At 69.1% G+C, this 26034-nt stretch carries 23 protein-coding genes and 4 pseudogenes; 13 read left to right on the top strand and 14 right to left on the bottom strand.

Annotated features, from left to right (window positions below; all coding sequences use genetic code 11):
* Nucleotides 1-581 precede the first annotated feature (581 nt).
* From ACIBK0_RS48885 to ACIBK0_RS48870, 4 genes and pseudogenes are all read left to right on the top strand, one after another.
* Nucleotides 582-1799 carry a metallophosphoesterase gene (locus ACIBK0_RS48885; RefSeq protein ID WP_399096009.1) on the top strand — a complete coding sequence of 406 codons (1218 nt, stop codon included), beginning with the start codon at nt 582-584 and terminating at the stop codon, nt 1797-1799.
* 249 nt (nt 1800-2048) lie between these two features.
* Nucleotides 2049-2291 (top strand): annotated as a pseudogene (locus ACIBK0_RS48880) (transposase family protein); the annotation flags it as partial.
* Between the two features lie 190 nt (nt 2292-2481).
* The gene (locus ACIBK0_RS48875; RefSeq protein ID WP_399096006.1) at nt 2482-2751 is read left to right on the top strand and encodes a hypothetical protein; all 270 of its coding nucleotides are present in this window, start codon (nt 2482-2484) and stop codon (nt 2749-2751) included.
* Between the two features lie 74 nt (nt 2752-2825).
* A complete protein-coding gene (locus tag ACIBK0_RS48870; protein ID WP_399096003.1) occupies nt 2826-3092 on the top strand; it encodes a hypothetical protein in 267 nt (88 codons plus the stop codon).
* A 72-nt stretch (nt 3093-3164) separates the two neighbouring features.
* On the opposite strand, the gene ACIBK0_RS48865 is transcribed toward ACIBK0_RS48870, so the two are convergent.
* On the bottom strand, nt 3165-3884 hold the full coding sequence (locus tag ACIBK0_RS48865; protein WP_399096000.1) for a hypothetical protein: 720 nt from the start codon (nt 3882-3884) through the stop codon (nt 3165-3167).
* Between the two features lie 510 nt (nt 3885-4394).
* Between ACIBK0_RS48865 and ACIBK0_RS48860 the strand changes: the two genes are divergently transcribed.
* Entirely contained in the window at nt 4395-5324 is a 930-nt protein-coding gene (locus ACIBK0_RS48860) for an NAD(P)H-binding protein (RefSeq protein ID WP_399095997.1), read from the top strand.
* 65 nt (nt 5325-5389) lie between these two features.
* On the opposite strand, the gene ACIBK0_RS48855 is transcribed toward ACIBK0_RS48860, so the two are convergent.
* Nucleotides 5390-5962 carry a TetR family transcriptional regulator C-terminal domain-containing protein gene (locus ACIBK0_RS48855; protein WP_399095994.1) on the bottom strand — a complete coding sequence of 191 codons (573 nt, stop codon included), beginning with the start codon at nt 5960-5962 and terminating at the stop codon, nt 5390-5392.
* A 233-nt stretch (nt 5963-6195) separates the two neighbouring features.
* Here ACIBK0_RS48855 and ACIBK0_RS48850 point away from each other — a divergent pair, with 233 nt between their 5' ends.
* The 3 genes from ACIBK0_RS48850 (at nt 6196) to ACIBK0_RS48840 (ending at nt 9180) form a co-directional block, all read left to right on the top strand.
* Nucleotides 6196-7212 (top strand): alcohol dehydrogenase catalytic domain-containing protein, encoded by a 1017-nt coding sequence (locus ACIBK0_RS48850; RefSeq protein ID WP_399095991.1) that lies wholly within the window; start codon nt 6196-6198, stop codon nt 7210-7212.
* Nucleotides 7213-7288: 76 nt separating this feature from the next.
* A complete protein-coding gene (locus ACIBK0_RS48845) occupies nt 7289-8332 on the top strand; it encodes a hypothetical protein (protein ID WP_399095988.1) in 1044 nt (347 codons plus the stop codon).
* 176 nt (nt 8333-8508) lie between these two features.
* Entirely contained in the window at nt 8509-9180 is a 672-nt protein-coding gene (locus ACIBK0_RS48840; protein ID WP_399096015.1) for an enoyl-CoA hydratase-related protein, read from the top strand.
* A 422-nt stretch (nt 9181-9602) separates the two neighbouring features.
* On the opposite strand, the gene ACIBK0_RS48835 is transcribed toward ACIBK0_RS48840, so the two are convergent.
* Both ACIBK0_RS48835 and ACIBK0_RS48830 read right to left on the bottom strand, forming a co-directional pair.
* Nucleotides 9603-10091, bottom strand: coding sequence for a GNAT family N-acetyltransferase (locus ACIBK0_RS48835; protein WP_399095985.1), 489 nt, complete (start codon nt 10089-10091; stop codon nt 9603-9605).
* A 342-nt stretch (nt 10092-10433) separates the two neighbouring features.
* The gene (locus ACIBK0_RS48830) at nt 10434-11468 is read right to left on the bottom strand and encodes an IS110 family transposase (RefSeq protein WP_399095982.1); all 1035 of its coding nucleotides are present in this window, start codon (nt 11466-11468) and stop codon (nt 10434-10436) included.
* A gap of 184 nt (nt 11469-11652) precedes the next feature.
* Here ACIBK0_RS48830 and ACIBK0_RS48825 point away from each other — a divergent pair.
* Nucleotides 11653-12775: pseudogene (locus ACIBK0_RS48825) on the top strand (IS630 family transposase).
* An 83-nt stretch (nt 12776-12858) separates the two neighbouring features.
* Here the strand turns inward: ACIBK0_RS48825 and ACIBK0_RS48820 are convergent.
* Entirely contained in the window at nt 12859-13218 is a 360-nt protein-coding gene (locus tag ACIBK0_RS48820; RefSeq protein ID WP_399095979.1) for a nuclear transport factor 2 family protein, read from the bottom strand.
* Between the two features lie 24 nt (nt 13219-13242).
* Nucleotides 13243-14028, bottom strand: coding sequence for an SDR family oxidoreductase (locus tag ACIBK0_RS48815; protein ID WP_399095976.1), 786 nt, complete (start codon nt 14026-14028; stop codon nt 13243-13245).
* A 108-nt stretch (nt 14029-14136) separates the two neighbouring features.
* Between ACIBK0_RS48815 and ACIBK0_RS48810 the strand changes: the two genes are divergently transcribed.
* The 4 genes and pseudogenes from ACIBK0_RS48810 to ACIBK0_RS48795 form a co-directional block, all read left to right on the top strand.
* Entirely contained in the window at nt 14137-14643 is a 507-nt protein-coding gene (locus tag ACIBK0_RS48810; RefSeq protein ID WP_399095973.1) for a winged helix-turn-helix transcriptional regulator, read from the top strand.
* 471 nt (nt 14644-15114) lie between these two features.
* Nucleotides 15115-15702 (top strand): alpha/beta hydrolase, encoded by a 588-nt coding sequence (locus tag ACIBK0_RS48805; RefSeq protein ID WP_399095970.1) that lies wholly within the window; start codon nt 15115-15117, stop codon nt 15700-15702.
* Between the two features lie 49 nt (nt 15703-15751).
* Nucleotides 15752-16599 (top strand): annotated as a pseudogene (locus ACIBK0_RS48800) (alpha/beta fold hydrolase).
* Between the two features lie 269 nt (nt 16600-16868).
* Nucleotides 16869-17127 (top strand): annotated as a pseudogene (locus ACIBK0_RS48795) (MFS transporter); the annotation flags it as partial.
* Between the two features lie 142 nt (nt 17128-17269).
* On the opposite strand, the gene ACIBK0_RS48790 reads toward ACIBK0_RS48795, so the two are convergent.
* From ACIBK0_RS48790 to ACIBK0_RS48755, 8 genes are all read right to left on the bottom strand, one after another.
* Nucleotides 17270-17479: a DUF6243 family protein gene (locus ACIBK0_RS48790; RefSeq protein ID WP_399095967.1), complete on the bottom strand. Its 210-nt coding sequence runs from the start codon at nt 17477-17479 to the stop codon at nt 17270-17272.
* Nucleotides 17480-18052: 573 nt separating this feature from the next.
* Nucleotides 18053-20035, bottom strand: coding sequence for an acetoacetate--CoA ligase (locus ACIBK0_RS48785; RefSeq protein WP_399095964.1), 1983 nt, complete (start codon nt 20033-20035; stop codon nt 18053-18055).
* Nucleotides 20032-20655: an RBBP9/YdeN family alpha/beta hydrolase gene (locus ACIBK0_RS48780; RefSeq protein WP_399095961.1), complete on the bottom strand. Its 624-nt coding sequence runs from the start codon at nt 20653-20655 to the stop codon at nt 20032-20034. The genes ACIBK0_RS48785 and ACIBK0_RS48780 overlap by 4 nt, the downstream gene beginning before the upstream one ends.
* The gene (locus ACIBK0_RS48775; RefSeq protein WP_399095958.1) at nt 20652-21938 is read right to left on the bottom strand and encodes an MFS transporter; all 1287 of its coding nucleotides are present in this window, start codon (nt 21936-21938) and stop codon (nt 20652-20654) included. The genes ACIBK0_RS48780 and ACIBK0_RS48775 overlap by 4 nt, the downstream gene beginning before the upstream one ends.
* A gap of 91 nt (nt 21939-22029) precedes the next feature.
* The gene (locus ACIBK0_RS48770) at nt 22030-22950 is read right to left on the bottom strand and encodes a TauD/TfdA dioxygenase family protein (protein WP_399095956.1); all 921 of its coding nucleotides are present in this window, start codon (nt 22948-22950) and stop codon (nt 22030-22032) included.
* 38 nt (nt 22951-22988) lie between these two features.
* Entirely contained in the window at nt 22989-23963 is a 975-nt protein-coding gene (locus ACIBK0_RS48765) for a quinone oxidoreductase family protein (protein ID WP_399095953.1), read from the bottom strand.
* Nucleotides 23964-24040: 77 nt separating this feature from the next.
* A complete protein-coding gene (locus ACIBK0_RS48760; protein WP_399095950.1) occupies nt 24041-25099 on the bottom strand; it encodes a 3-keto-5-aminohexanoate cleavage protein in 1059 nt (352 codons plus the stop codon).
* 311 nt (nt 25100-25410) lie between these two features.
* Nucleotides 25411-26007 (bottom strand): helix-turn-helix domain-containing protein, encoded by a 597-nt coding sequence (locus ACIBK0_RS48755; RefSeq protein WP_399096012.1) that lies wholly within the window; start codon nt 26005-26007, stop codon nt 25411-25413.
* Nucleotides 26008-26034: the final 27 nt, after the last annotated feature.

The following is a 26034-nucleotide window of genomic DNA, read 5'->3' as shown; positions in this document are numbered from 1 at the left end:
CTCAAACGCCGCCTGTCCAACGTGGTCTACCGGATCATGAAACGCGACCAACGAGACCTGCTCGCTCAGGCCGCTTGACACACAGAGGCGCTATCGGGACGCACCCCGCCAGCCCGGTACCGACAACGCACCATCCCCGGCCAACGGCCGACACTGTGACACCAGGACACTTCGGTCAGAGAAATCATGAGTCAGACCCCCAGGCCCAGGACAGCACCCGCCCATCCTCCCGCCCCTCACACCACACGGGGCCTCTGCGTTCAAACCCGACCGCTAGGCGGGACCACTCGACAACTGACGCCCCCTGACGACAGGAAGTGTTCGCACCGACACATCACACGCTCACCGGTCTCGATGGCCAGGTGGTCGGCGACGGCACAGGCCAGAGTCTCGCGGTAGAGGTCCCATCCCAATACCCGACTGAGGTGCGCGGCCAACGACTCCTGATCGATCGGGTCCGGGCCGGTCGCCCCGTCGCGCACGTTGCCGATGAAATGGGCATCAGCGATCGGCAAGACGCGCCTTAGGACGACCGGATACAGTGCGCGCGTCGGCAGTCTGGCTACTTGAGGAGGGGAAGCGTGACCGCCACCAGCGAGGCCCGATCCGCGGACGGTGCAGCGCATGCGACCCAGCAGAGCCGACTGCGCCTGATGCGCTACATCCCTTTGATCGCCCCCGTCCTGCTGTGGACCGTGCCCTGCTGGGTGCTGCTGCACGCCGGCCAGCACTGGCCGCTCCCTGTCACGCTCGCCGGCACCGCCCTGTTCGCCCTCGGCCTGATCGCTATGCCGCTCGCGATGGTGCGCGGCCACGGCCGGCGGCAGCAGGATTGGGCGGCGATCGTCGGGGACACCCTCCTTGGAGCCAGCTGGGTACTGTTCACTTGGTCCGTCCTGCTCGGCGTCCTGCTGCGCCTCGCCCTGACCGTGGTCGGCGTAGGCGACGGTCAAAACCGGGCCCGGATCGTCACTTGGGCGGTCCTCGGCGTATCCGCCGTGCTGCTCGCCTGGGGGTACGCCGAGGCCCGCCGGGTACCACGGGTACGCCGCCTGGACGTGCAACTTCCGCGCCTGGGGGCCGGATTGGACGGCACCCGCGTCGTCCTCATCACCGACACCCACTACGGCCCGCTCGACCGCGCCCGCTGGTCTGCGCAGGTCTGCGCGAAGGTCAACACCCTGGAAGCCGACCTGGTCTGCCACACCGGAGACATCGCAGACGGCACGGCCGAACGCCGCCGCGCCCAAGCCGCCCCACTCGGCACCGTGCAGGCTACCCGGGCCCGGGTCTACGTCACCGGCAACCACGAGTACTACAGCGAGGCCCAGGGCTGGGTCGACCTGATGGACGAGCTGGGCTGGGAGGCACTGCGCAACAGCCATCTGCTGCTCGAACGCGGCGGCGACACCCTCGTGGTCGCCGGCGTGGATGACGTCACCGCCGAATCCTCCGGCCTGGCCGGCCACCGCGCCCACCTCGCCGGAGCCCTGAACGGCGCCGACCCCGACCTGCCCGTCCTGCTCCTGGCCCACCAGCCCAAGTTCGTCGACCGGGCCGCAGCAGGCGGCATCGACCTCCAACTCTCCGGCCACACCCACGGCGGCCAGATCTGGCCCTTCCACCACCTCGTCCGCATCGACCAGCCCGCCCTCGCCGGCCTGAGCCGCCACGGCACCCGCACCCTCCTCTACACCAGCCGCGGCACCGGTTTCTGGGGCCCGCCGTTCCGCGTCTTCGCCCCCAGCGAGATCACCCTGCTCATACTCCGCTCCCCGCAGCGGCCTCCCACGCGATAGCCCGGAGTGGGCCGACAATCCCTCATGGACCGGTTCACCGAGTCAGATCCTGCCTCGTCCTCCCTTGCGCGGACGCCGCCGGTCGGCCATTTCAACCCAGAACGCATCTCTGACCTTGCGCCGCCATCCGACGCGCACCGCCGTTGAAACCGCTGGACAACACAGACAGCGGCCAACCTTCCCGGTCAGAGCTCTTCCCCGCGTGCGCCGACACCTGGGCACCGGGGTCGGGCCCGTGAAGGGTGCTGTCCGAGCTGCGGATGCCCCTCGGCTCGTGTCCACGACCACTACCACCGGCAGCTCCAGGACGTGGCGCTGGCCGGCCGACCGGTGCAGATCGTGCTGGAGGTCCGCCGGGCCGCCTCGAAGAAGCTCACTGCAGCTACTTCGAGAGACAGCGCCCGGTTCGGGCTCGTGGCCTCCGGGGCGGATCCCTGGGGTCAGGGCGTGATGAGGACTTTGAGGCACTTGCGGTCGGCCATGTCCTGGTAGCCGGCGGGGACTCCGTCAAGGTCGGTGGTGGTGTCGAAGACCTTCCCGAGGGCGAGCGGCACGGGGAACTCCACCCGCTAAGAGCTCGTAACACGATCATGCGCCCCAGTCCCAGTAGTCGTGTCGTGGTGGAGCGTGGGAGCGTGGCCCTGGATCGTGGGCGGTGACCTGTGTGGGGAAGAGGGGCTGGATGAGCGTGGTGTGGGCGGCGACGTCGCCGGAATCGGGACTGTTCCATCCGGTTGAGAGACGTTCAGAGGTGAAGGATCTGTCAGACCGCTTCAACGACCTGCGTTCCCGTGGTCAGGGGTACGTCGAGGTTCGGTCGCCGAACAGGGAGTTCCCGGTGCTGATCCTGGCCTTCCGAGATGATCACGCAGTCGTCCACCTGATGATCACGCCAGGCGCGCCAATCCTCGCGACTCGGAGATCATCGGTGACGTCGACCTCCACCGCCTGATTCGACGGAGCACCAGCTATGGGCCGCCGCTGCCGGCCGGCACCCTGGACGACGACGGCGCCGACCGCGGCATCGTGTTCATCGCCGTCAACGCACACCTCGACCGTCAGTTCGAGTTCGTGAAGTCCCAATGGTTCAACGACGGCAACTTCACCGGCCTCGACGCGGAAAAGGATCTACTCACGGGCGACAACGACGGCTCGGGCATCTTCACGATCCCGCGGCACCCCGTCCGGCGTCGCCTGCACGGCGTCGAGCGCTTTGTCACCACTCGCGGCGGCGAATACTGCTTCCCGCCGAGTCTCAGCGCGTTGCGCTGGCTGGCCGACCTTGGTGTCTGAGCCGACCGTTGAAACGGTAGGGGGCGCGCAGCCGTCGGTTCCGCTCAACACGCGACAGGTACGAGCCCGATGTCAGGTGAACCGAGCGTTGCTGACGTCGATGGAGACCATCGTCTGGTCCAGGATCGGGCGGTTGTCTGCATCGCTTCGGTAGGCCCGGCGTTTGGTTGGCAGGCGGATCCCGTCTGCTTCCACGGTGTCGTAGACGTATTGTGCCGCGGCGAACCCGCCCGCGATGTCGACGTGATAGTCGTGCCGACGCAGGAGATGGTCGGGGCCGAAGTAGAAGTCCTGTCGCGTGCTGTGGCTGGCGATGTGGGGCGGGAAGGTGGCCCGCAACCCCGGCCAGAGTTCCTCTCCTTCCCGCCATGGTTCGATCTCGGTGACGGCGAAGCCGGGCATCGACAGCAGGAAGGGCGAGGTGAGATACGTCCACAGCGCGTATCCGTTGAAGTAGGCGCGGTCCAGTGGGTCCCAGGGGGTATTGAGGTCGTGGCCGGTGAACGACTTCCGCGGTTCGTCGCGTTCGGCCACGACGCGGCCGTCGAGTTTTTCGATGCTGACTCGGTCGGCCGTGAAGTCGGTCTTCTGGTCGGGGGCGCCGAACGGCATCACGGAGGCGTGCTGCTCGTGCAGCCAGACGGTCATCTCCCGGGGGGTGGGGTCCTGCGGCATCCCCTTGATGACGAACATGTCGCCACCCGTGACGATGGTGGCGCGGACCGTGGTGAGTGCGTTCCAGCGGTCGAGGCCACCATGGGCGTCGAGGACCTCTGCGAGCAATGTGTTCATGTCGGCCTCCTGCTAGGTCGTGCCAGGCGGCGGTGGCCAAAGGCGCGTCGATGGGGCGGCCCGGCCCGCCGACGGGATTCGGTGAATGCCCGCAAGGTTGACTGCGCCCCGTGATCGGTGAGCGTGATCGCCCTGGCGGGGCCGGCGCGGGTGCGCTCAGCAGCGGCGAGCGCGTCGACGGCGAAACCCGGCCGCATGTGGTCGGCGAGCGCCCAGCCGACCAGGCAGGCGAGGCGAGCTCGAGCACGATGGTCATGCAGGAAAATCTGTCGCCGCCCACGGGCAGATATGTGATGCCGCGGGTGCATTTCGTGTGCCACCTCCGTCGTGGTGAAGTCGAGGCCCACCAGTTCCGGGGGCCATCGCCGAGGGAAAGACCGCGACGGCGGTCCGATACCGGCGACGCTGCCGCACCCAGGCGATCCGGTGACCCTGATCAGCCGGGCGACCCTCCCGACGGCTCGTCGGGCTCCGGTTGCGCTCTGGTGGTGCGCACAGCAGGCTGCTCCCATGGACCGCACCCCGGAAGCCAGTGTGCTGCCCATGCTGGTGGCGGGCGCGGCGGGCAGCGTCGGTGCCGTCGGACGATCTGTGGTCGAGGACCTTCGGCAGCGGGGCCTGCCCGTCCGGGCCATGGTGCATCGCGAGGACGAGCGAGCGGAGGCGCTGCGCGCGACGGGCGCCGAGGTCGTCGTCGGAGACCTGACGTGCGCGGGCGATGTCGCCGACGCCCTGGCCGGTTGTGGACGCATGTATTTCGGCATGGGCGTGTCGGCGCAGTATCTGGAGGCTGCCGTGACGGCAGCGGCCGTCGCACGCGCGTACGGACGCCTGGAAGTGTTCGTGAACATGTCGCAGCTCACTGTCTCCGAGATGGACCTCACGAGCACCTCCGAGTCTGTGCAGCAGCGGCAGCACTGGCTGGTGGAGCATGTCCTCGGCTGGTCCGGCCTGCCCGTTGTCCAGATCAGACCCACCGTGTTCATGGAGAACCCGCTGTTCCGTATCGGCTTCTCCTCGATCGCGAAGAACGGAAGCATCAGGCTGCCCTTCGGCCGGGCGAAAACCTCCCCTGTGGCGGCCGGGGACGTCGCCGCGGTCGTGGAGGAGATCCTGGCCGATCCGGCCCCGCACATCGGCCGAATCTACGAGCTGACCGGCCCTCGCTCGGAGGACATCGCCGCCATGGCGTCGGAGGTTTCCGCAACTCTGGGACGACCGGTCGGTTACACCGACGTCCCACTGCAGGAATGGATCGACGACGACCTCAGACCGCTGAGACTGCCGGACCACGCCTTCCAGCACATCTCTACCATGGCTCGCCTTCACGCGGAGGATCGATACGACCGCGAGGCGGACGGTGTCGAGCAGGTCACCGGGCGGCCTCCATCAGGGGTGGCCGATTACGTCCGTGCGAACCCCAGCCTGTTCAGCCTCTGAAGTCGCGTCCTCGTCGTGCGGCGTACGAATTCTCTGCAAGGACGGCCTTGCCGCCGTAGCCGCGATCATCGTAGGAGGACGTCGAAAACCATGCGGAAAAAGGCGTCCAAGGGAGCGGAGGACTTGTCCGCCCGGGCCGCGATCAGCGTGCCCTCCCAGGCGCTGAGGATGAACAGCGCCGCGGCCTCGACGTCGAGAGCGGCGTCCAACTCACCTGCTTCCTTCGCTTCGGTGAGCACCTGCCGGATTCGCGTGGCCCACCGCTGGAAGCCGCCCTGGACGGCGGAGCGGATCTCCTCGGAGTGGTCCGCCACCTCGGCGCCGAGGTTGCCCACCAGGCATCCTCGGGCGAAGCCGTTGTCTACCGTGTCCGCGCCCAGGAACTCGAAGTGCGCCCGAAGCCGCTCCAGCGCAGGGCGTCCTGGGGTGTCGAGCAGGTCGAACCGCAACCCGGCGGCGTAGCGGCTCAGCGCCTCGAGGGCGCTCTCCTCCTTGCTGGCGAAGTGGTTGTAGAACGAGCCCTTGGGAGCCCCCGCCGCAGAAGTGATGTCGCTGATGCCCGTGGCATTGAAACCCCGCGTGCGGAACTGCTCCAGGGCTGCCTGCGCGATCTCCTCGCGCTTGGACGCGCGTGCCATCCTCACCACCACCTCCGGTTCAATATGTCCGGTCGCCTTGGCTTGGGTCAAACCCAGGTCATCGGGGAAGGCGGCTCGCGCGCGGAACGACACCCTGCCCCCGGTTCGGCCCACGGTTCGGCCGTCGGACCTGCTTGACGAAGATTAAAGTGACCGGTCATATTGAACACACGTCCCCGCCCAAGGCCTCGGCCCGCCCCGTGCCGGCAGAGGCAGCACCCAGGAGAAGCGTCATGTCCGCGTACCGAGCATTCGAGGCCACCGGCGTCCACCAGCTCCGGCTCGTCGAGCGCGAGCTGGTCGCCCCGGAGCCCGGACACGTCCGGCTCAGGGTGGAGGCGTGCGGTGTCTGCCACTCCGACGTACTGGCCGTGGAGGGGCTGCGCGCCGACCCGTCACGCCCCGTCGTCCCCGGCCACGAGATCGTCGGCGTGATCGATGCCGTGGGCGCGGGCGTCACCGCTTGGAGGCCCGGCGACCGCGTCGGCGTCGGCTTCCTGAACGGGCACTGCTGGGAGTGCGAACCCTGCCGCCGCGGCGACTTCGTCAACTGCCTCAACCAGGAACAGACCGGCACCACCATCGACGGCGGATACGCGGAGGTGACCTACGCCCGCGCGAGCGGACTGGTGCGCATCCCCGACGGCATGCCGGCCGTCGAGGCGGCCCCGCTGCTGTGTGCCGGTCTGACCACCTTCACCGCGCTCCAGCAGGCCCCCACCCGCGCGGGCGCCCTGGTCGCCGTGCAGGGGATCGGCGGGCTGGGGCACCTGGCCCTGCAGTACGCACGCAGCCTCGGACACCGTGTGGCCGCCATCGCCCGCGGCCAGGAGAAGGAGACCCTCGCCAGGGAGCTGGGCGCCCACGAGTACATCGACAGCACCGGCACCGACCCCGGCACGGCGCTTGCCGACCTGGGCGGCGCATCGGTCATCGTCGCCACCGCATCCAGCGGTACGTCCATGAACCCCCTGGTCCGCGGCCTGGCCCCGGGCGGCACGCTGGTGGTCGTCGGCGCCGCCCCCGATCCGCTGACGGTCGCCACCGCCGACCTGATCTTCGGCACCCGCCGCATCGTCGGCAGCCTGACCGGATCGTCGATCCAGAACGAGGACAACCTCGCCTTCACCCTCGCCCACGGCATCCGCCCCGCCACCGAGACCATGCCCTTCACCCACGCCATGGACGCCTACGAGCGGATGCTCTCGGGCAAGGCACGCTTCCGCGTCGTCCTGGACATGGCCGCCTGACCACGCCGCGACCTGCGCCGCCAGGCAGGCGAGTCCCGGCCCACGCCCCTAGCATCCCCTCGAGGTTCCCCGCCCCATGACCGACATGGTCGCCACGACAGAGCACACCAGGACGGCCCCGCGCGGCAGCGGGCCTGCGCGTCCAGCCGCCGACATCGCCTCCGAAGTCAACGGTCGCCACGCCACCCGCGCCGCACGGATCGGGCTGCTGTCCGTCTCCCTCGGCACCGCCGGCCTCGGCGGAGCCTGGCAGGCGGCAGCAACCACCGTCCCGGCGGCACCCCGAGTCAGCGATGTGCTGTTCGCCATCAGCGGGCTGATCTGGCTGGTGCTGCTGGCCCAGTACCTGCGTCATGGCGGGGCCCGATGGCGCAACCTGCGCCACGACCTGCGCCATCCCGGCCAGGGCTTCACCCTTGGGTACGTGCCCATCATCGGCATGCTGATCGCAGGCCACTTCTCGCGGTTGGGGATCACAGGCCCACGATGGGCCTACGCCGTCTTCGTCACCATGGCCGCCCTCATCGCCGCACGCCTGCTCGCCCACTGGCTCACGGGTGCCCTGAGCGCGACCGTCCTGCACCCGGGCTACCTGCTGCCGGTCTCCTCCGCACCGTTCATCGCCAGCGCCACGGCCTCCACGCTCAGGCTGCCCGGTGTCGCCGACGCCGCCTTCGCGGTGGGGCTGCTGTACTGGCTCGCCTTCGGCACCGTCATCCTCGGCAGCCTCGTCACCAGCGGTCCCCTGCCCGGGCCCGCCCGCCCGGCCCTCACCGTCCTGACCATTCCACCGGCCACCGGCGGAATCGCCTGGACCGCCGCCCACAAGGGCGCCTTCGACGCCGTCGGCTACGGCTTCGCCGGGACCCTGCTCTTCACCGTCCTCCTCGTCGCCTTCCTCCTCCCCGAGCTACGCCAGCCCTCGTTCCATCCGGGCCTGTGGATTTTCAGCTTCCCCATAGCGGCGTGCACCAATTTCGCCATCCGCTGGATACACGCGTCCGCACTTCCCGGAGGGCCGGCCCTCACCGGGATCCTCCTTGCCGGTGCGACCATCGCGCTCGGCCTGCTGGCCGCAGCCACCCTGCACCACCGGGCCCGGCGAGCACGCCCCAGCTGACATTCGTTCCGACGGCGGAGAGACGCACGCCAGAGGCGTCACCTAGTTCTTCGAGCACCGACCCGCCCGGTTCACCGGAACGTGACAGCCCGCGGCCCCGGCCTGCGGCCCGCCAGACCCCCGACTCCACCCGGCCAACGTGCCCTGCCTCACCGAAACCTCTCCAAGGAGCCATGATGCCCACGCTCGACCGCCAGGACGCCGTCTTCGTTCTCAACCTCGGTGACGGGGAGAACCGCTTCCACCCCGACTGGATCGCCTCGGTCAACGCAGCCCTGGACGAGGTGGAGAAGTCGGAAGGCCCCCGCGCCCTCGTCACCGCTGCGACCGGGAAGTTCTACTCCAACGGTCTCGATCTCGAATGGCTCGCCGCGCACAGCGACGAGCACCGGGACTACGTCACTTCCGTCCACGCTCTGTTCGCAAGGTTCCTGTCCCTCCCGCTGATCACCGTTGCCGCGCTGCAGGGACACACGTTCGCCGCCGGAGCGATGTTCTCCCTGGCCCATGACTTCCGTCTCATGCGCGCCGACCGAGGCTTCTGGTGCCTGCCCGAGGCAGACATCAGCATCCCCTTCACCCCAGGCATGTCCGCCCTCATCCAGTCCCGGCTGACCCCACAAACGGCCCACCATGCCATGGTCTCCGCCCGTCGTTTCGGCGGCCAGGAAGCCGCCGCCGCCGGAATCGTCGATCAGGCCGTGGACGAGGGCGCCCTGCGCACCGCCGCCCTCGAACTTGCCCAGGCTCACGCGAGCAAGGCCGGCGACAGCCTCGGAACCATCAAGACGCGCATGTACGCCCGTGTCCTCACCATGCTCCGCGACACGACCAACCCGCTGGGCTGACGCCGTGCCGACAGCCGCTTCCGGTAGCCGAGGAGCGCTCTGCGCCGCGACGTCTTGCAGCTGGTCAAGGCCCCAGGCCGCGCTCCTCCATACGTGCGCGATGCGTGAGCGGACTGCCCGGCACAGGACTTCATGAGCGGGACCGAACAGGAAGCCGCGCGGCGTTGATCAGGCAAAACAGCGCCACGCAGCAGCGTCGAGCACCACCCGGCAGGGGTTCGATCCCACTCCTAAAACGAAGCGATCGACCTCTTCTCTGGGAGTGCCGGAGGTGAGGAATTCGCCGGGGGAGGCCGCTGGCGCAGGCGATCACCACGCCAGGGCAGAGGCGACGGCACACACGGAGCGCGCGGCGTCCAGCGGCTCCTGCAAGCCGGCCACCACGCAGGCGAAGCCGGTGCCCCGCCAACCGGCACACCGCGTCATCCCGAAGGAATGCGAAACTCGAATTCGGGACGGTCCCACGGCACGGCGGGCGGGTTCGCGAACGCGGTCCCGGTCCGCACCGCACCGACGCGGTGGTAGAAGTCCTCGGCGGGAAGGTGCGACACGACCTTGAGACGGTCGATCCCGGCGGCACGGGCCTCGGACTGCATGTGCGCGACGAGCAGCCGTCCAATACCCCGTCCTTGCACTTCGTCGGCGACGAACAGCAGGTCGAGCTCCGGTGGAGCGAGGACGAGCGAGTAGAACCCGAGGACCCGGCCTCCGTGCTCGTCGGCGCCGACGGCCACAAAGGCGCGATGGGCCTCGATGTAATCAGGACCGACCCGGTAACCCGCCACTGCGGCTGCATACTTACCCTCGTAGGCGCCTGAGCCACGCACGAGCCGCGTGAGCCGTTTGGCATCCCGCGCGACGGCCCTCCGTATCGTGATCGGCTGGCTGATCCGGGAAGTGCGTGAACTCATCGGGAGAGTATTTCGCACCGGGGAGTACCCTCAGGCGGCGGGTCGGCTGCTCGCACAGGCGTTCCTGCACCGCTCCAGGGAACCGCTCACCCAGGCCCCGATCGGCCACGTCACTGCCGCCCGCCAGCAGCACCGGACCCGAACCGCTGCGGAGAAGCCGGAGGAACGGCTGCTGCTCGCCACGGGCTGCCGCGCCCGACCGACGTCGAACAGATGCGCTTCCGGCCGCGGAGGCCGGCTGACCGGCGTCCGCGTAGGCCGACAGGTCACCGGCGGCCACGACAAACTCCGCAAAAGCCCCGCCGGGATGGTTTCCGACGGGGCTCCGCCGTATCACAGCCCCTATGAGCGGGGTCCTGGCTGCAGCTGTCCGACCAGGTGGAAGACCTCCCGGGCCACATAGCGCTTGAGGCTTCGGACTATCTCGCGCCGGGTCTTGCCCTCCTTGCTGCGACGTTCGTAGTACTCCTGGGTGCGCGGATCAACGCGCAGGCGAGTCTGCACGATCCGGTGCAGGGCCGCATTAGCTTGCCGGTCGCCGCCCCGGTTGAGGCGACGGTACTGCCGACTGCCCGAGGAACGCTCGACCGGGCTGACACCGCACAGCGCCGCGAACGACGCCTCACTGCCCAGGCGTTCCGGGTTGTCCCCCACCGTGATCAGCAAAGTGACGGCCGTGTCCGGACCGATGCCCACCACCTCGAGCAGCTGCGGAGCGTGGCGCTCCACCAGCCGGGTCAGGCGGTCTTCCAAGTCCTGGACCTCGTCGCTGAGCTGCCTGATGCGCCGGGCCAGGAGACCCAGGGTGACGTGGGTGGCATGGAGCACCGCCCCTTCATCGGCATCGTGGTTCAGGCTGTCGTCGACGAGCCCGGCGCAGGTGCGGAAGAGTTCTGCGTTGCCCAGCCCGGCAAGTTCCTCTCTCAGCTGCGGATCGGCACGGATGAGGACAGCCTTGAGTTGGTTGATCGCCTGCGTGCGGGCCTTGACCGCCGAGTCCTTGGCCAGTTTGTACATCCGGGCGATCTCCACTGGCCCATCGCCCGTCTTGGCCTGGGCGCGCGTCCGCCCGCTCAGCACCGCCCGGGCCGCGTTCTCGGCATCGAGCGGGTCGGACTTGCCGCGCCGACGGCGGTCGGCCCGGTCGAACCGATTCACATCGAAAACGTCCACGCCCTGGGCCAGCAGATAACGTGACAGGGCAGCCCCGAAGGAACCGGTACCTTCCACTCCGGCCCGGCGCACCGTACCCGACGCCCTGGCCCACCCCAGCAGGTCTCGGCATCCAGCCGCACTGGCCGGGAACTCCTCGGTGCCGATCACTTCCCCCACCAGGGAGAGCACAGCGGCCACATGGGCATCCCGATGCGTGTCCACTCCCAGGACCACCTCCCTCGCCGACCGGCGGCGACGAGAACGCGAAGCGGAAGGTGTGCCGATCACGCTCGTTCCCTTTCAGGCTGACGGCTTATCGCTAGCGCTGTGACCACATAGGTTCGCCGGTTTGGTGATCGTGACGGTTGGATGTGCGGTGACGTTCGATCCGACCGCTGGAGGTGCAGTGGCCGAGCCTGTCCGTGTGCGCAGACTGACCGACCAGGAGGGGCAGAAACTGCAGCAGATTGTGCGTCGTGGCAGCACCAACTCGGTGCGCTATCGGCGCGCGATGATGTTGTTGGCCTCGGCCAGCGGGAATCGGGTGCCGGTGATCGCCCAGCTGGTGCAGGCCGACGAGGACACCGTGCGCGATGTGATCCACCGGTTCAACGAGATCGGCCTGGCCTGCTTGGACCCTCGGTGGGCGGGAGGCCGTCCCCGCCTGCTCAGTCGTGACGACGAGGACTTCGTCGTCCGGACGGCCACCACCCGCCCCACCAAGCTCGGCCAGCCTTTCACCCGCTGGTCGCTGCGCAAGCTCGTCGCCTACCTGCGGAAGGTCCACGGCCGAGTGATCCGCCTCGGCCGTGAGGCATTACGCGGCCTGCTCGCCCGCCGCGGTGTCACCTTCCAGCGCACCAAGACGTGGAAGGAATCCCCCGACCCGGACCCCGAGGCGAAGCTGGACCGGATCGAGGAGGTCCTTGGCCGCTTCCCGGACCGGGTGTTCGCCTTCGATGAGTTCGGCCCGCTCGGGATCCGGCCCACTGCCGGCTCGGGCTGGGCCGAGCGAAAACACCCTGACCGTCTGCCCGCCACCTACCACCGCACGCACGGCGTGCGCTATTTCCACGGCTGCTACTCGGTCGGCGACGACACCCCTGTGGGGCGTCAACCGCCGCAGGAAGGCGCCACCAATACGCTGGCCGCGCTGAAGTCGATCCGTGCCGCCCGGCCCGACGGTGGCCCCGATCTACGTGATCCTGGACAATCTGTCCGCCCATAAAGGCACTGGCATCAGCTGCTGGGCGAAGAAGCACAAGGTCGAGCTGTGCTTCACCCCGACCTACGCCTCCTGGGCGAATCCGATCGAGGCCCACTTCGGACCGCTGCGGCAGTTCACCATCGCCAACTCCAATCACCCCAACCACACCGTTCAGACCCGGGCCCTGCACGCCTACCTCCGGTGGCGCAACGCCAACGCTCGCCACCGCGACGTCCTGGCCGCCGAACGCAAGGAACGCGCCCGCATCCGCAGCGAGAAAGGCATCCGCTGGGGCGGACGGCCCCTGCGATTGGCGGCCTGACCTGGCAGGAAGGTGAGTCGCCGAGATTGCGGGGCGAGCGGGGCTTCTCGCCTGAGACGGCAACGGGTGGCGCCGGCAGGGACTCAGGGTTCGATGACGAGGCGTTCGATGAGGCCGTCGCGGAGTGTGAACTGGTAACGCAGATCGATGGTCCCGCCGGGGAAGTTGCCCTCGAGGTGGTGGGTGGCGATGTAGCGGGTTGCGTCGGTCTGCTGGGCGCCAGTGAGGTAGATGGTGTAGGTGAATTCGGTGGCCGATCGGTCGAGCCATTCCCCGATCGCCTCGATGCCCTCGTAGGTGTTGCCGTCGTCGATCACTGTGGCTTCGCGGGTGAACGCCGTGATTGCGGTGGCGGTGTCGTGGGCGCGGTGCGCTGTCAGGTAGCGGGTGATCACCTCGGGCAGGGTGTCCGGGGTGCTGGTGCGCGGCTGGTTGTCGTGCATGACGCTCCTTGGGGTGGTGGCGGTTCAGACGGTGGGGGTGGTGCCGCCGTCGATGACGTGTTCGGCGCCGACGATGGCCGAGGCGCGGTCGGAGACGAGGAAGGCGACGAGCTCGGCGACTTCCTCGGGCCGGTTGGGACGGCCGAGCGGGATGCCGCCCAGGGAGTCCATGAGCCGGCCCAGCGCCGCTTCCTGCGTGATGTCTGCGTCGTGTGCGATCCGGGCGACGAGGTTGTCGGCGGCCGAGGTCTGCACGAAACCGGGCGAGACGGTGTTGACGCGGATGCCGTGCGGGGCGACCTCGTTGGCCAGGCCCTTGCTGTAGGTGGTCAGGGCGGCCTTGGCGGCGGCGTAGGCCAGGGTTCCGTTCCATAGCGGCATGCGGCGCTGGATCGAGGTGACATGCACGATCACGCCCTTACCTGTGGCGATCATGTGCGGCAGGAGTGCGCGGTCCAGGCGGACGGCGGCCAGCAGGTTCGTGTTCAGCTCCCTGGCCCAGTCGTCCTCGCCGAGCGCGGCGAACCCTCCGGCCGGCGCCTCGGACCCGCCGAGGGTGTTGACCAGGATGTCGACGCCTCCCACGCGGGCGTCCACCTCGGCGGCCACGTGGGCTGCGCCCTGGGCGGTGGACAGGTCGGCGGTGATGAACGCCTTCTCCTCGACGTCGTCGGGGCGGCTGCGGGCGGTGATCAGCACGGTCGCACCGGCCTGGGCGAGACGTCTGGCGATGGCGGCTCCGGTGCCCTTGGTGCCGCCGGTGACCAGAGCGCGTCGGCCTTCGAGGGATTCGCTGATGGGTGTGGTCACGGTGTGGTCCGTTCCCGGGTGCGGGCGCGGAAGGCACCGCTCCCGTCGTTACTGCTAAAATAGAAGCTACTAACTTCGACTTTAGCAGTAACCGAGGGGATGGCCACCATGGCAAGCCGGATCAGGCTGGAGGACCGGGAGTGCCCACTGTCCACGACGGTGGAACACGTAGGCGAGTGGTGGACGCTGCTGATCCTCCACGACGCTTTCGACGGCTACACGCGCTTCGACCAGTTCCAGGAGAGCCTGGGCATCTCCTCCAGCATGCTCACCACCCGGCTGAAAACCCTCGTCGCCGACGGACTACTGCAGCGCCGGCCCTACCAGACCAACCCCGTACGCCACGAGTACGTCCTCACCGAACTCGGGCACTCCCTCCGACCGGTGATCGTCGCCCTGGCCGCATGGGGCAACTCCCGCCTCACACCGGCCGAACGCAGCATGATCCTCATCGACACGCACAGCGGCGAGGAAGTCGAGCCCGTCGTCGTCGACGCCAAGACCGGCCGCCGGCTCGACGACAGCGACACCTACGTCTTCACCGCGGGTCCCGCAGCCAGCGACGCCATGCGCCACCGATATGCGACACGACCGAACACCCCCGCGGAGTCGTAGGGCTGCTCCGAACCAGCACCGAACAGCCTTGAGCAGGGCCGGGACACACCCTCCTACCTCATCGACCAGGCAACACCGGATCGCCGTCAATATCACGCATGCCAATCATCCCGAGCCGTTGATAACCAGATCAAGTGAGGCGAAGGAACGTCGGTCGTCTTCTCAAGAATCGCCATCATGGGCTGCGCCCCCGGATCCCATCCGAGCGGGAGGGAGTCATCAGCGCGACCCAACCCGGTGAACCTTCCCGGTCACAGCACTAGCCGGCATCGGGCCGTGCGGACGGTCAAAATCGTGATGACGCCTTTCCGGCAAGCCCCTATCGAGACACGCCCGGTCAGCCCGAGACCAGCAACGCACCGCCCCCGGCCGGTGGTCGACACAGTGTGAGCAGGACACTCTGGTCAGGCATCTCAGGAGTCAGACCCCGCCGCAGGACAGCACCCACCTACCGTTCTCCGTCTATCCGGCTTGCAGCCACGTCAGCTCGCTCGTTCGGACGTCCGCCGGATTCCCGGCCCGGTCGTCCTGGTGGGCCACTCCTACGGCGGTGCCGTCATCACCGTCGCGGGCTCGGAGGACAACGTCGCAGCGCTGGTCTACCTGGCCGGGTATGCCCTGGAGGAGGGCGAGAGCCTCGGTGAACTGCAGGGCCGCTTCCCGGATTCCGGCCTCTCCGACGCGCTCGTCTTCACCCCCTTCCCGATCGAGGGCTCGACCACACCCGGCACCGATGTGTCCGTCCGGATCGACAAGTTCCCGTCGATTTTCGCCGCCGACGTCGAGCCCCGTCTCGCCTCCGTGCTTGCCGTCTCCCAACGCCCCCTGGCCGCAGCGGCATTCGCCGAAAAGGCCCCGGTCGCGGCATGGACGACCAAGCCCTCCTGGGGCCTGGTCGCCTCGGCCGACCGCACCATCAACCCCGATGTGGAGCGCTACGGCTACCAGCGGGCCGGAATGACCACCGTCGAGGTCGACTCCTCGCACCTCGTGATGCTTGCGCACCCCGAGCGGGTCGCCGACCTGATCCACGAGGCGGTTCGGGCCACCGCCCGGTGAACCGTCACGCCCAGCACGAGCCCATTGACGCAACCGTAGAAAGCGAACAATGAACTCACCGATCTCACGCCACACCGTCACCGTTTCACTTCTGGCCGGGGCCGCCGCCCTCGGAACTCCCGGCGCCGCGTTCGCCACTCCCGCACCGTCACCGGCCGAGGCCCTGCCGTCCCGACGACACCGACATCAGCAGCCCACCATCGTCCTGATCCACGGCGCGTTCGCCGACGCCTCCAGCTGGAGCGCCGTCGTCGAACGTCTCCAGCGGCAGGGCCACCATGCGCTCGCGCCAGCCATTCCCCTGCGCGGGCTGGCCAGTGACGCCGCCTACATCCGCAGCGTGCTGGACAGCATTCCGGGACCGATCGTGCTCGTGGGCCACTTCTACGGCGGAGCGGTCATCAGCGCCGCGGCATCTGACGCGTCTCGGGTCAGGGCGCTCGTCTACATTGCCGCCTTCGTACCGGACATCGGCGAAAGCGCCTTGGAGCTCACGGGCAAGTACCCCGGGAGCATCCTGGCGCAGGCCACAAGCACCCAGTACTACCCACTGCCCGGAGGCGGCGAGGGCGAGGAACTGATCATCAAGCAGGAGCTGTTCCGGGAGCAGTTCGCCGCCGGCGTGCCGCCACGACCGCTCAGGTGATGGCGGTGGGGCAGCGTCCGATCGCCCTGGCCGCGCTTCAGGAGAGGGCCACCGCGGCAGCCTGGAAGAAGCTCCCCAGTTGGTACCTCGTCGCCACCGAGGACCGCAACATCCCTCCGGCCGCCGAGCAGTGGATGGCCGAACGCGCCCACGCCCACACTGTCAGGGTCCGCGCACCCCACGCGGTCGCCGTGAGCGACCCGGCCCCCGTCACCGAACTGATCCTGCGCGCCGCCCGCTCGGCCTGCTGAACAGATCGACAGACCACCGATGCACGATGATCCCATTGGGAGTGCGCTCGGACGCGAGCACCAATTGACGTTGCAGCTTCTCCACCCGACGGGCGTCCTCTTCGACGAGGACCATGAGCACCCTCTTGGGACGTTGCCGCAGGGCCTCCGCGAAGACCCGGTGGGCGACGACGGGCGACCCAGGTTCGCCGTCGGCACCTGCCGGCGAGCGCGGCGCGGGCGCGGTCGGCGTCAGCGAGGGCGACCTGACGCTGGCCAGCTGGCCGAGCCAGGGCTTCCAGCTCCCGGTGCTGCTGCGGAAGGTGCTCTCCGACGTACCGGCGGACCGCGCGGGGGCGGGCAGCGGGGTGATGGTGACCGCACAGCAGTCCTCGCTGGCCGTGGGGGTGGCGACGCCCGGCACGCTCTTCCTGGCGGTGTCGCCCGGGCTGGGCACGGGGAACGCGCTGGTGGTGACGCTGCTCGTGCGGCTCGGGGTGGTGGGTGACGGGGCTGCTGAATCTGCGGCTGCCCCGGGTGGTCGGCTGAGACGTGGGTGTTCGGCCGTGAGCTGAGCGGGACCGGCCGCACCCGCTACGGCAGCAGGCCCCCGGTACGGGGGCAGGGCCCGGACCACGCGTCGCGGTCCGGGCCCTGCCCCCGTGCGGTGCCGCCCTGCGGCGGCGGTGCGTCAGCTCTGTGCGGTGTCGTCGCCCGTCTGCCCGGCGCCCCCGGCTGCGCCTGCCCTCTCGCGCATCTTGCGCACCAGCTCCGCCTTCTGGTCGGCGGCACCCTGGCGGTCGAGGTTGCGGTGGGGACCGTTGTTCTGCCGTTCGGCGCGGGACAGCTTCTTGCGCTGGCCGCCGCCCATGCCCACGGGGTTGTTGATGTTCTTGCTCACGGGTTCTCCCGGAATGATGTGAAGCGATCTACGGATTCATCGGTGGGGGACGGGCGCGGCGACGTCGAAGGACGTCAGCAGGGGCCCATCACGCTCTCACTCGTAAATCGGCGTCTGGAAGAACATGACCATGACGTTACCCGGTTCCATCGGCCCCGCACACCAAGTTTTTCGCCGTCCCGGCGTCGGCCGGGCCTTCGGCGAGCGCCCGGGGTCAGCCGTTTCCTTCCAGAGCCAGCGGGGGTTCTACAACACCATTCCTGTCACGTGCCTATCACGAACCCCCTGGACGCCCTCACGTCACAGGGCTCTGACCTGGACCTATGCGCTCGTCCGGGACCAACTGAACGTCCAGAAACGGTTTCTACGACATGTGCCGTGTCGCAGTGAGGGACCCAAGATCAGGACTGGTGCGTCTTCTCGCCCGTCAAAGCGGTATTGCAGGGTGTTCGTCGGTGTCTCACTCACGCCCTGCACGCTCTCACATCTCACAAATTCTCACGTGCTCGGGTCGGAGCCCCGTGCAAGCCGTCCATGTTGTGACGGCTCCGCGAAAATCCGCCGAGTCCTGCTTCACGTACCCCTTCTTGCTCCGAATTCCGCGAACCAGTCCAGCATGTGGCCATCGGTGACGGCGCCAGGACCGGTGACGTCGGCCACGCGCGCGCCCTGCAGAAGCCGTTTGACCGGCACTTCGAGCTTCTTCCCGGTCAGCGTGCGGGGCACCGCGGGAACCCGCACGATCACGTCGGGCACATGGCGTGGGGACAACTGCTGTCGGATGGCCGCCGTGATCCGCTCCCCCAGGCGATCGTCGGATTCCTCGTCATCGCCGGTCACGACGAACAGCGGCATGAAGTAGGCGCCGTCGGCCTGCTCGACACCGACGACGAGGCTGTCCGAGATGCCGGGCAGTTGCTCCACCACCCCATAGATGTCCGCCGACCCCATCCGCACCCCCATGCGATTGAGCGTGGAGTCGGAACGGCCGGACACGACGAGGGACAGGTCCGTTTCCATGGTCACCCAGTCACCGTGCCGCCACACGCCCGGGTAGGTGTCGAAGTAGCTGGCCCGGTAGCGTGCGTCACCGGGGTCGTCGACGAAGCGCAGTGGCATGGACGGCAGTGGGGCGGCCACCACCAGCTCTCCCTGCTCGCCGATCAGAGGCCGTCCCGTCTCGTCCCACGCGGCCAGCGCCACACCGAGCGCCGGGCACTGAATACGGCCTGCACGCACCGGGAGGAGGGCAGAGCCGCCCGCGAGCACGGAGCAGACGTCGGTCCCGCCGCAGATCGACTGCAGCCACACGCCGGGAGTGAGCCGGTCATGGACCCAACGCCAGGTGCTCGATGCCATGGCCGACCCCGTCTGCAGGACCGAGCGCACGGCACCGAGATCGAGGTCGGCCGCCGGATGCAGACCCGATTTCTCCACGGCCGCGAGATAGGCAGCGCCCACCCCGACCATCGTCGCCCTGGTCCGTTCGGCGACCCGCCAGGCGCCGGCGGTGTCGGGATACGTGGGGCTGCCGTCGTAGAGAACGATCGTGCTGCCGTGCAGCAGACCGCCGACCAGGAAGTTCCACACCATCCAGCTGGTGGAGGTGACGAACAGGTACCGGTCCTCGGGGCGCAGGTCGGCACCGAGCCCCAGCGCCTTCAGCAATTCCACGACGATGCCGCCGTGGCCCTGCACGATTCCCTTGGGGACACCGGTGGTTCCCGACGACCACAGAATCCACAGCGGGTGGTCGAAGGGTAGGTCGGCGAAGTCCAGTGCCCGGGCGGTGGACGGCAGGGCGGACCAGGCGTGCACGGTGACGCCGGATCGTATGGACCATGCGTCCGTCTGCTGGGGGAAGAGGTTGTCGACCGCCAGGAGGTGGCGGACGGTCGGCAGTCCGTCCAGGAGCTCGGTGACCGCATGGCGTCTGTCGTGCTCCTTACCGCCGTAACGGTAGCCGTCCGCGGCGACGAGGACCGTCGGCCGGACCTGCCTCAACCGGGCAAGCACGCTGGGGGTGCCGAACTCGGGTGAGCAGGCCGTCCACACGGCGCCGATCGCCGCGGTGGCCAGCAGTGCCACCACCGCCTGCGGCAGGTTGGTGAGATACCCGGCGACGCAGTCGCCGGGTCGCACGCCCATCCGCCGCAGGGCGGCCGAGACGTTCGCGACCTCGTGGCGCAGCTGGGCCCACGACGTCTCGACAGGTTCGCCGTCCTCGGTCACGCTGACCAGTGCCGGACGGGCGTCGGTGGCCTGGGCGAGGCACCGTTCGGCGAAGTTCAGCCGCGCGCCGGTGAACCAGCGGGCTCCTGGCATGGTGGCGTCGCCCAGCACCTCGTCGTACCCGGTGACGGCGTCCAGTCCGTAGTACTCCCACACCGCCGACCAGAAGCCCGGGAGGTCGGTGGAGCTCCACCGCCACAGCTCCGCGTAGTCGGCGAAGTGCAGGCCCCGGGTCTCTTCCAGCCATTCCATGAACACTGCGACGTTGGAGTCCTCCAGTTCGCGGCGCCCCGGTGTCCACAGCAGTTCGGTATCCGGGCTCATGACTGCCCTCCGGTGGGCGTCGCCCCGAGCGTTGCGCTGCCGGAGTCGGACTCCAGCATGCGGATCAGTTCCTCGGCAAGGGGCCACTCACCGTGTCCCGAAGCCGGGTTGAGGTGGCCGACCGCGCCCAGCTGCACGAGGCGGCTGCGCCAGTTCCGGGCCAGCTCGGCGACGCGGCCCGGTGCGCCGAGCGGGTCGTCGGCGCTGGCGGCGACGAGGCTGGGGAAAGGAAGCGGCGCGCGGGGCACGGGAGTCCAACCGTGGTCCGCCAGTTCGACAGGGGTGGGGTAGCCGTCCGGCAGCGGCGTCTCGAAGTCCGGTGGCGTGGCGAGCAGCGCGCCACGTACGTCGGCGCGGTGGCGCCCGGCCCAGTGCACCGTGGCGATGGCTCCGGCACTGTGGGCGACCAGCAGGACCGGCCCGTCCAGGGGCGCCAGCGTCGCGGCCAGATTGCCGACCTGGACGTCCAGGCTGAGCCGTTCCGCGGCCACCGGGGGAACGGTGCGGACGGCGCGGCCGGCCTTGACGAGCCGTTCGGCCAGCACGGTCTGCCAGTGGTCCGCGACGTGGTCGCGCAGACCGGGGACGATGACCACGGTGGATTGCCCGGTGGGGCTCATGAGGGGACCTCCGACGGGTGCTTGGGCTCCACCCTCGTGGCGAGGTCGTCGAGGCGGAGGAGGTCGCGTTCGTACCAGTGCCTGCCGACCAGGAAGACCGCCGCGGCTGCGACCGAGACGAGGGGCACGATGCGCAGGGCGCCCAGCAGGCCGAAGCGGTCCGCGAGCGCGCCCGTGACGGCGGGGCCGGGGGCCAACCCGAGCAGGCTGTTGGCCAGGGTGAGGGTGGCGAACGCGGTCGCGGCGATGGAGGCGGGGGTCAAGTTCGCCACCATGGCCGCCGCAGGTCCGGCAGAACCGGCCGACAGCAGGCAACCGGCGGCCAGGGCGAGCAACTGGGCCGGCCCGGTGGGCAGTTGGAAGGTAAGAGTCAGCAGGAGGAGCGCGCCGAGGCTGCAGCCGACCGCGACTGCCCACTTGCGGCTCGGGGCGGTGGAGCTGACGCGGTCTGATGCGACGCCCCCGAGGATCATGCCCAGGCCGATGATCATCGCGAAGCCACCGGCGGCCCCACCCGCCTTGGCCGGTGCCATGTGGTAGTAGCGGTTGAAGAAGCTGGGCAGCCAGCCCAGGAGCGCGGCGGCGATGAACAGTTGCAGTCCGCTGCCGATGTAGGCGCTGATGACCGAGACGGAGGAGAACAGGCGGGGCAGGTGGGTGCGCAGCCGACCGCTCGCCTCCGCACCGCCCTCGGCACCGGCCGGCCGTCCGCGCGGCGCCAGTCTGCTCTCCTTGACCACGACCCCGTACACCGCGGCGAGCACCAGGCCGAAGATCCCCATCGCGGCGAACGCCCAGCGCCAGCCGACCGCCTGAGCCACGGCGCCGCCGAGGGCCACGCCGAGTACCGAGCCGAAGGCTCCTCCGGCGATGAAGGCGCCCGAGAGGGTGGCCCGCAGCGCGGCGGGGAAAATACTGAGGACCACGGCGATTCCCACGCTGCCGTATGCCGCCTCACCGATGCCGACGAAGAGACGGCCGACGAACATCTCGCCGTAGCTCGCCGATACGGCGCACCCGAGGGTGGCCAGGCTCCACATGGTGGCGGCGAGCAGCAGGCTCCGCACCCTCCCCCACCGGTCGGCCACCAGGGACATGGGGAAGGTGAGCACGCCGACCGCCAGGGCCACGATGCCGCTGAGCGACCCCAGGGCGGCGTCGGACAGCAGCCATTCGGCCTTCAGCATCGGGAAGACGGCGTTGAGGACCTGGCGGGACATGTAGTCGGACAGCAGCAGGCCGAAGCCGAGTGCGAAGACCGTCCAGGCATAGCCTTTGGACACGGGCCACTCCGACGCGGATGCGGTCGGGGCCGTGGACTGCGCAGTGGTGTGAAACTTCATTGTCATCACCTCGACTGCTCGAAAGGGAAGGTCAGAACGGTCTGTCGCCCACGATTCCGGCGCGCTCCATCTTGCGGACGGCGGGCCAGTAGTCCTGGACGGCGTAGTGCTGGGTGGAGCGGTTGTCCCAGATGGCCACGCTGTGGGGACTCCAGCGCCAGCGCACCTGGTACTCGGGGATCGCGGCCTGGCTGATCAGATAGGTGAGCAGGTGGCTCGCGCCCGGCGCGTAGTCCTGGCCGAAACGCACGTTCTCGGGCGTGTGGTAGTTGACGAAGTGCGTCGCGAACGCGTTGACGAAGAGGATCTTCTCGCCCGTCTCCGGGTGGGTGCGCACGACCGGATGCTCGGCGTCCGGGAACCGCTCTTTGAGCGCGTGGCGCCGTTCCTCGGGCATGACGGCGCCGAAGGTGGCCTCGATGCTGTGCCGGGCGCGCAGCCCCTCGATCCGGGTCTTGATGTGGTCAGGGAGCCGGCCGTAGGCCTCGACCATGTTCACCCAGATCGTGTCACCGCCGACCGGGGGCGATTCGACGCAGCGCAGTACGGCGCCCATCGACGGGTTCACCCGCCATGTGCCGTCCGTGTGCAGGGCGTTCTCGTAGTGCTCGGGGGGGCTGTCCAGGTCCTTGTAGATCCGGACCAGCCCGGGATGATCGGGGTCGCTGCCGGCGACGGGGTGGTCCTCCAGCGGGCCGAAACGCGAGGCGAACGCGACGTGGTCGGCACGCGAGATGTCCTGGTCCCGCAGGAAGAGGACCTTGTACTCGAGCAGCAGGCTCTTGATCTCGGCGAACAAGTCGTCGTCACGGGCCGCTTCGGCCAGGCTCACACCCCTGAGCTCGGCACCGACGGTGCAGGTCAGTGGCTCGGCCACGATGGATGTGCGGCGCGCGCTCGGGCGCACCAGCGCCGGGGTCTGCCGCGGCAACGACGAGAGGGTGTCTGGCATGGATGCTCACTCCCTGAGGTGGAACGGGGTGCGCCCTCTCACAGGACGAAGACGGAGGATCCGGTGGTCCGGCCGGCTTCCAGATCGCAGTGCGCCTGCTCCGCGTCCTCGAGGGCGTAACGCTGATTGATTTCGATCTTGATGCGCCCGGAGGCGACGTGCTCGAACAGCTCGCCCGCCAGCGCGGCGCGCTCGGCGGGGTCGGCGATGTAGTCGGCCAGGGCGGGTCGGGTGACGAACAGCGAGCCCTGGACGGCGAGTTGCATCGCGTCGATCGGCGGCACGGGGCCCGAGGCGGTGCCGAAGCACACGAGGAGCCCGCGGCGGGCCAGCGAGGCGAGGGATCCCGCGAAGGTGTCCTTGCCCACGCTGTCGAACACGACCGGGACACCCGCGCCGCCGGTCAGCTCGCGGACCCGGTCGGCCACGCCCTCGTGCCGGTAGCGGATGACGTGCTCGCATCCGTGTGCTCGGGCGATGTCAGCCTTCTCCTCACTGGACACCGTTCCGATCACACGGATGCCCAGCAGCGCGGCCCACTGACACACGATCAGGCCCACCCCGCCCGCCGCGGCGTGCAGCAGCACGGTGTCGCCGGACTTGAGCGGATGGATCCTGCGCAGCAGATAGGCCGCGGTCAGGCCGCGCATCGTCATCGCTGCCGCCGTCTCGCAGCTGATCTCCGGGGGCAGCTTGATCAGGTGCGAGGCGGGCATGACCCGTTCCGTGCTGTAGGCACCGAGCGGACTTCCGGTGTACGTCACCCGGTCGCCCTCGGCGACGTGGGTGACGGCTTCGCCCACCGCCTCCACCACGCCGGCGGCCTCGACGCCGATGCCGTCGGGCAGGCGTACCGGATAGAGCCCGCTGCGGAAGTACGTGTCGGCGAAGTTGAGCCCGACGGCCTCGTGCCGGATACGCACCTCGCCGGGGCCGGGATCGCCGACGGTGACCTCCTCCCACGACAGGACGTCGGGGCCACCGGTTTGGTAGAAGCGGACGGCGTGTGCCACAGAGTGCTCCGAAGGAATCGCGCGGGTGGGGTGATACCTGTGTGCGGGGACGGGCCCCGGCGCCGGGGAGGCGGGAGTCAGGCCGTGACGTCGCGCAGCATGAAGCCGCGCTGCCCCGGGCGCCGGTTGGGCACCATGCCGAGCCGGGCGATGGTCTCGTCGGCGTCTGCGTAGTACTCGCCGATCTTGTAGATCCGCTTGGCGTCGGTGCCGGTGGCGATCTCACGGCCGAGCGCCTCGGAGATCGCCACCATCTGCTCGACCTGTGCCACGGAGGACATCCGCTCGCCCTTGGCGCGCCAGAGGTTGTCCTCGTTGCCGACGCGCACGTGCTGGCCGAGGGCGATGGCGACGGCGTTCATCGGGGCCACGGCGCGCATGGAGCTCTCGATGGTCAGAACGGCGCCGTCCGGGACTCGGCGCATGAACTCGATCAGGTCAGCGGGGTGCCGCCCGGCGAAACCGCCGCCGATCGCCACGTAGTTGAGGATCAGCGGTCCGGTGTGGACACCGGCCCGGATCAGCCGCTCCACGGTCTCCAGCTGGGCCAGGTGGGCGAGTTGGAAGTGCGGCTGGATACCGTTCGCGCGCAGACGCTTGAGGTGCTCCAGGTAGAACTCCGGACCGGCCTCGACGACCATGTCGCGGTACGCCCGGTAGTAGTCCGGCTTCGCGATCGAGGTGCCCTCGAGGTCGTCGTCGTTCATGATCTCGACGATGTTCATCTGGCTGGTGTTGATCGCGATCGTGACCTGGTCCGGCGCCGGGGTGAGTTCGGCCAGCAGGTGACGGGTGTCGTAGGCGAGCCATTTGGCGTCACTGCCCTCGCCCTCGGGGGCGAAGGAGATCGAACCGCCGATCTGGAGCACCATGTCCGGCACGGCCTCGCGCAGCCGTCCCAGCAGTTCGTTGAACATCGACATCCGCTTGGAGCCCTTGCCGTCGAGCTCACGCACGTGGATGTGGAGCACCGTCGCGCCGGCGTTGTAGCAGTCGACGGCCGCCTGTACGTGCTCGTCCATGGTCAGTGGCAGGTCGTCCGCGTCGCCAGGAAGCCACTCGGGGCCGTACGGCGCGGCCTGGATCACCAGCTTTTCCTGGTTCTCGGGGAAGAGAGAGTCGTCGTGGAAGTGCACGGTGCTTCTCCTTGTCGAAGGGGTGATCACGTCACGGAGCAGGCGGCGGACGCGACGACAGGGCCTGCGGAGGCTGACGTCCGGGCCGGTGGCGCCACCGGACCGAGACGATTGCGGGCAGGTCCGGAGGAAGTGCCCTCAGGGGAGTAGCAGAGCGCTCCCTCCGGAAGCCGACCGCCTGCGCGGTGGTGCCACGGTAGGGCGGGCGGAACGTGCCCGCTTTGCCTGTGGTGACAGGTGACTTGTCAATCGGGGACACACGCGCGGGTCCACCGGTCCTGCCGCCCGTATGTATGCGTCCTGCTGCGGGCTCAGCTTCCGCCGCGGGTCGCCGAGCCGCCCCCGCTCTTGCGCCACTCCCGCGGACCGGTGCCGAAGTGCTCGTGGAACCACCGGGAGAACGCACTCAGCGACGAGAACCCGAGCAGCGTGGAAACCTCGGTCAGGGAACGGCTGGGATTGGCGACGAACTGCTCGGCGAGCGCCCTGCGGGTCGAATGGAGCAGGGAGGAGAACGTCTCCCCGGAGCGAGCCAGATGACGGTGAACGGTGCGCCGGTCGACGCCGAGGCTGCGTGCGATCTGCTCGATGGAGCAGCGCCCGGTCGGCAGCAGCGCCTCGATGAGGTCGCGCACCCGGTCGGCCTCGGACGACTCCCTGGGGGCCGCGATGGGCTCGAAGTACTGCCGGGTGTAGCTGCGCAGCTGGGCGTCGGCCATGGAGTTGGGGGCGTCCAGGTCCGCGGCGTAGAAGACGATGCCGTTGAAGTCGCGGTCGAACTCCACCAAGGGCCCGAACATGCGGCGGTGGCCTGCGGTGTCCCGCGGCGCTCGGTGTGCGAAGCAAACCCAACAACGGCGCCAACCCGGGCCGAGGGATCCCCACCACACCCCGTTGCAACCACCCACCGCAATTTCCCTTCCCAGCCCGGCCCG

Source organism: Streptomyces sp. NPDC050564 (assembly GCF_044457265.1).
Taxonomy (GTDB): Bacteria; Actinomycetota; Actinomycetes; order Streptomycetales; family Streptomycetaceae; genus Streptomyces.
The sequence above is the reverse complement of the archived record's forward strand: the minus strand, read 5'-3'. Positions and strand labels throughout refer to the sequence as shown.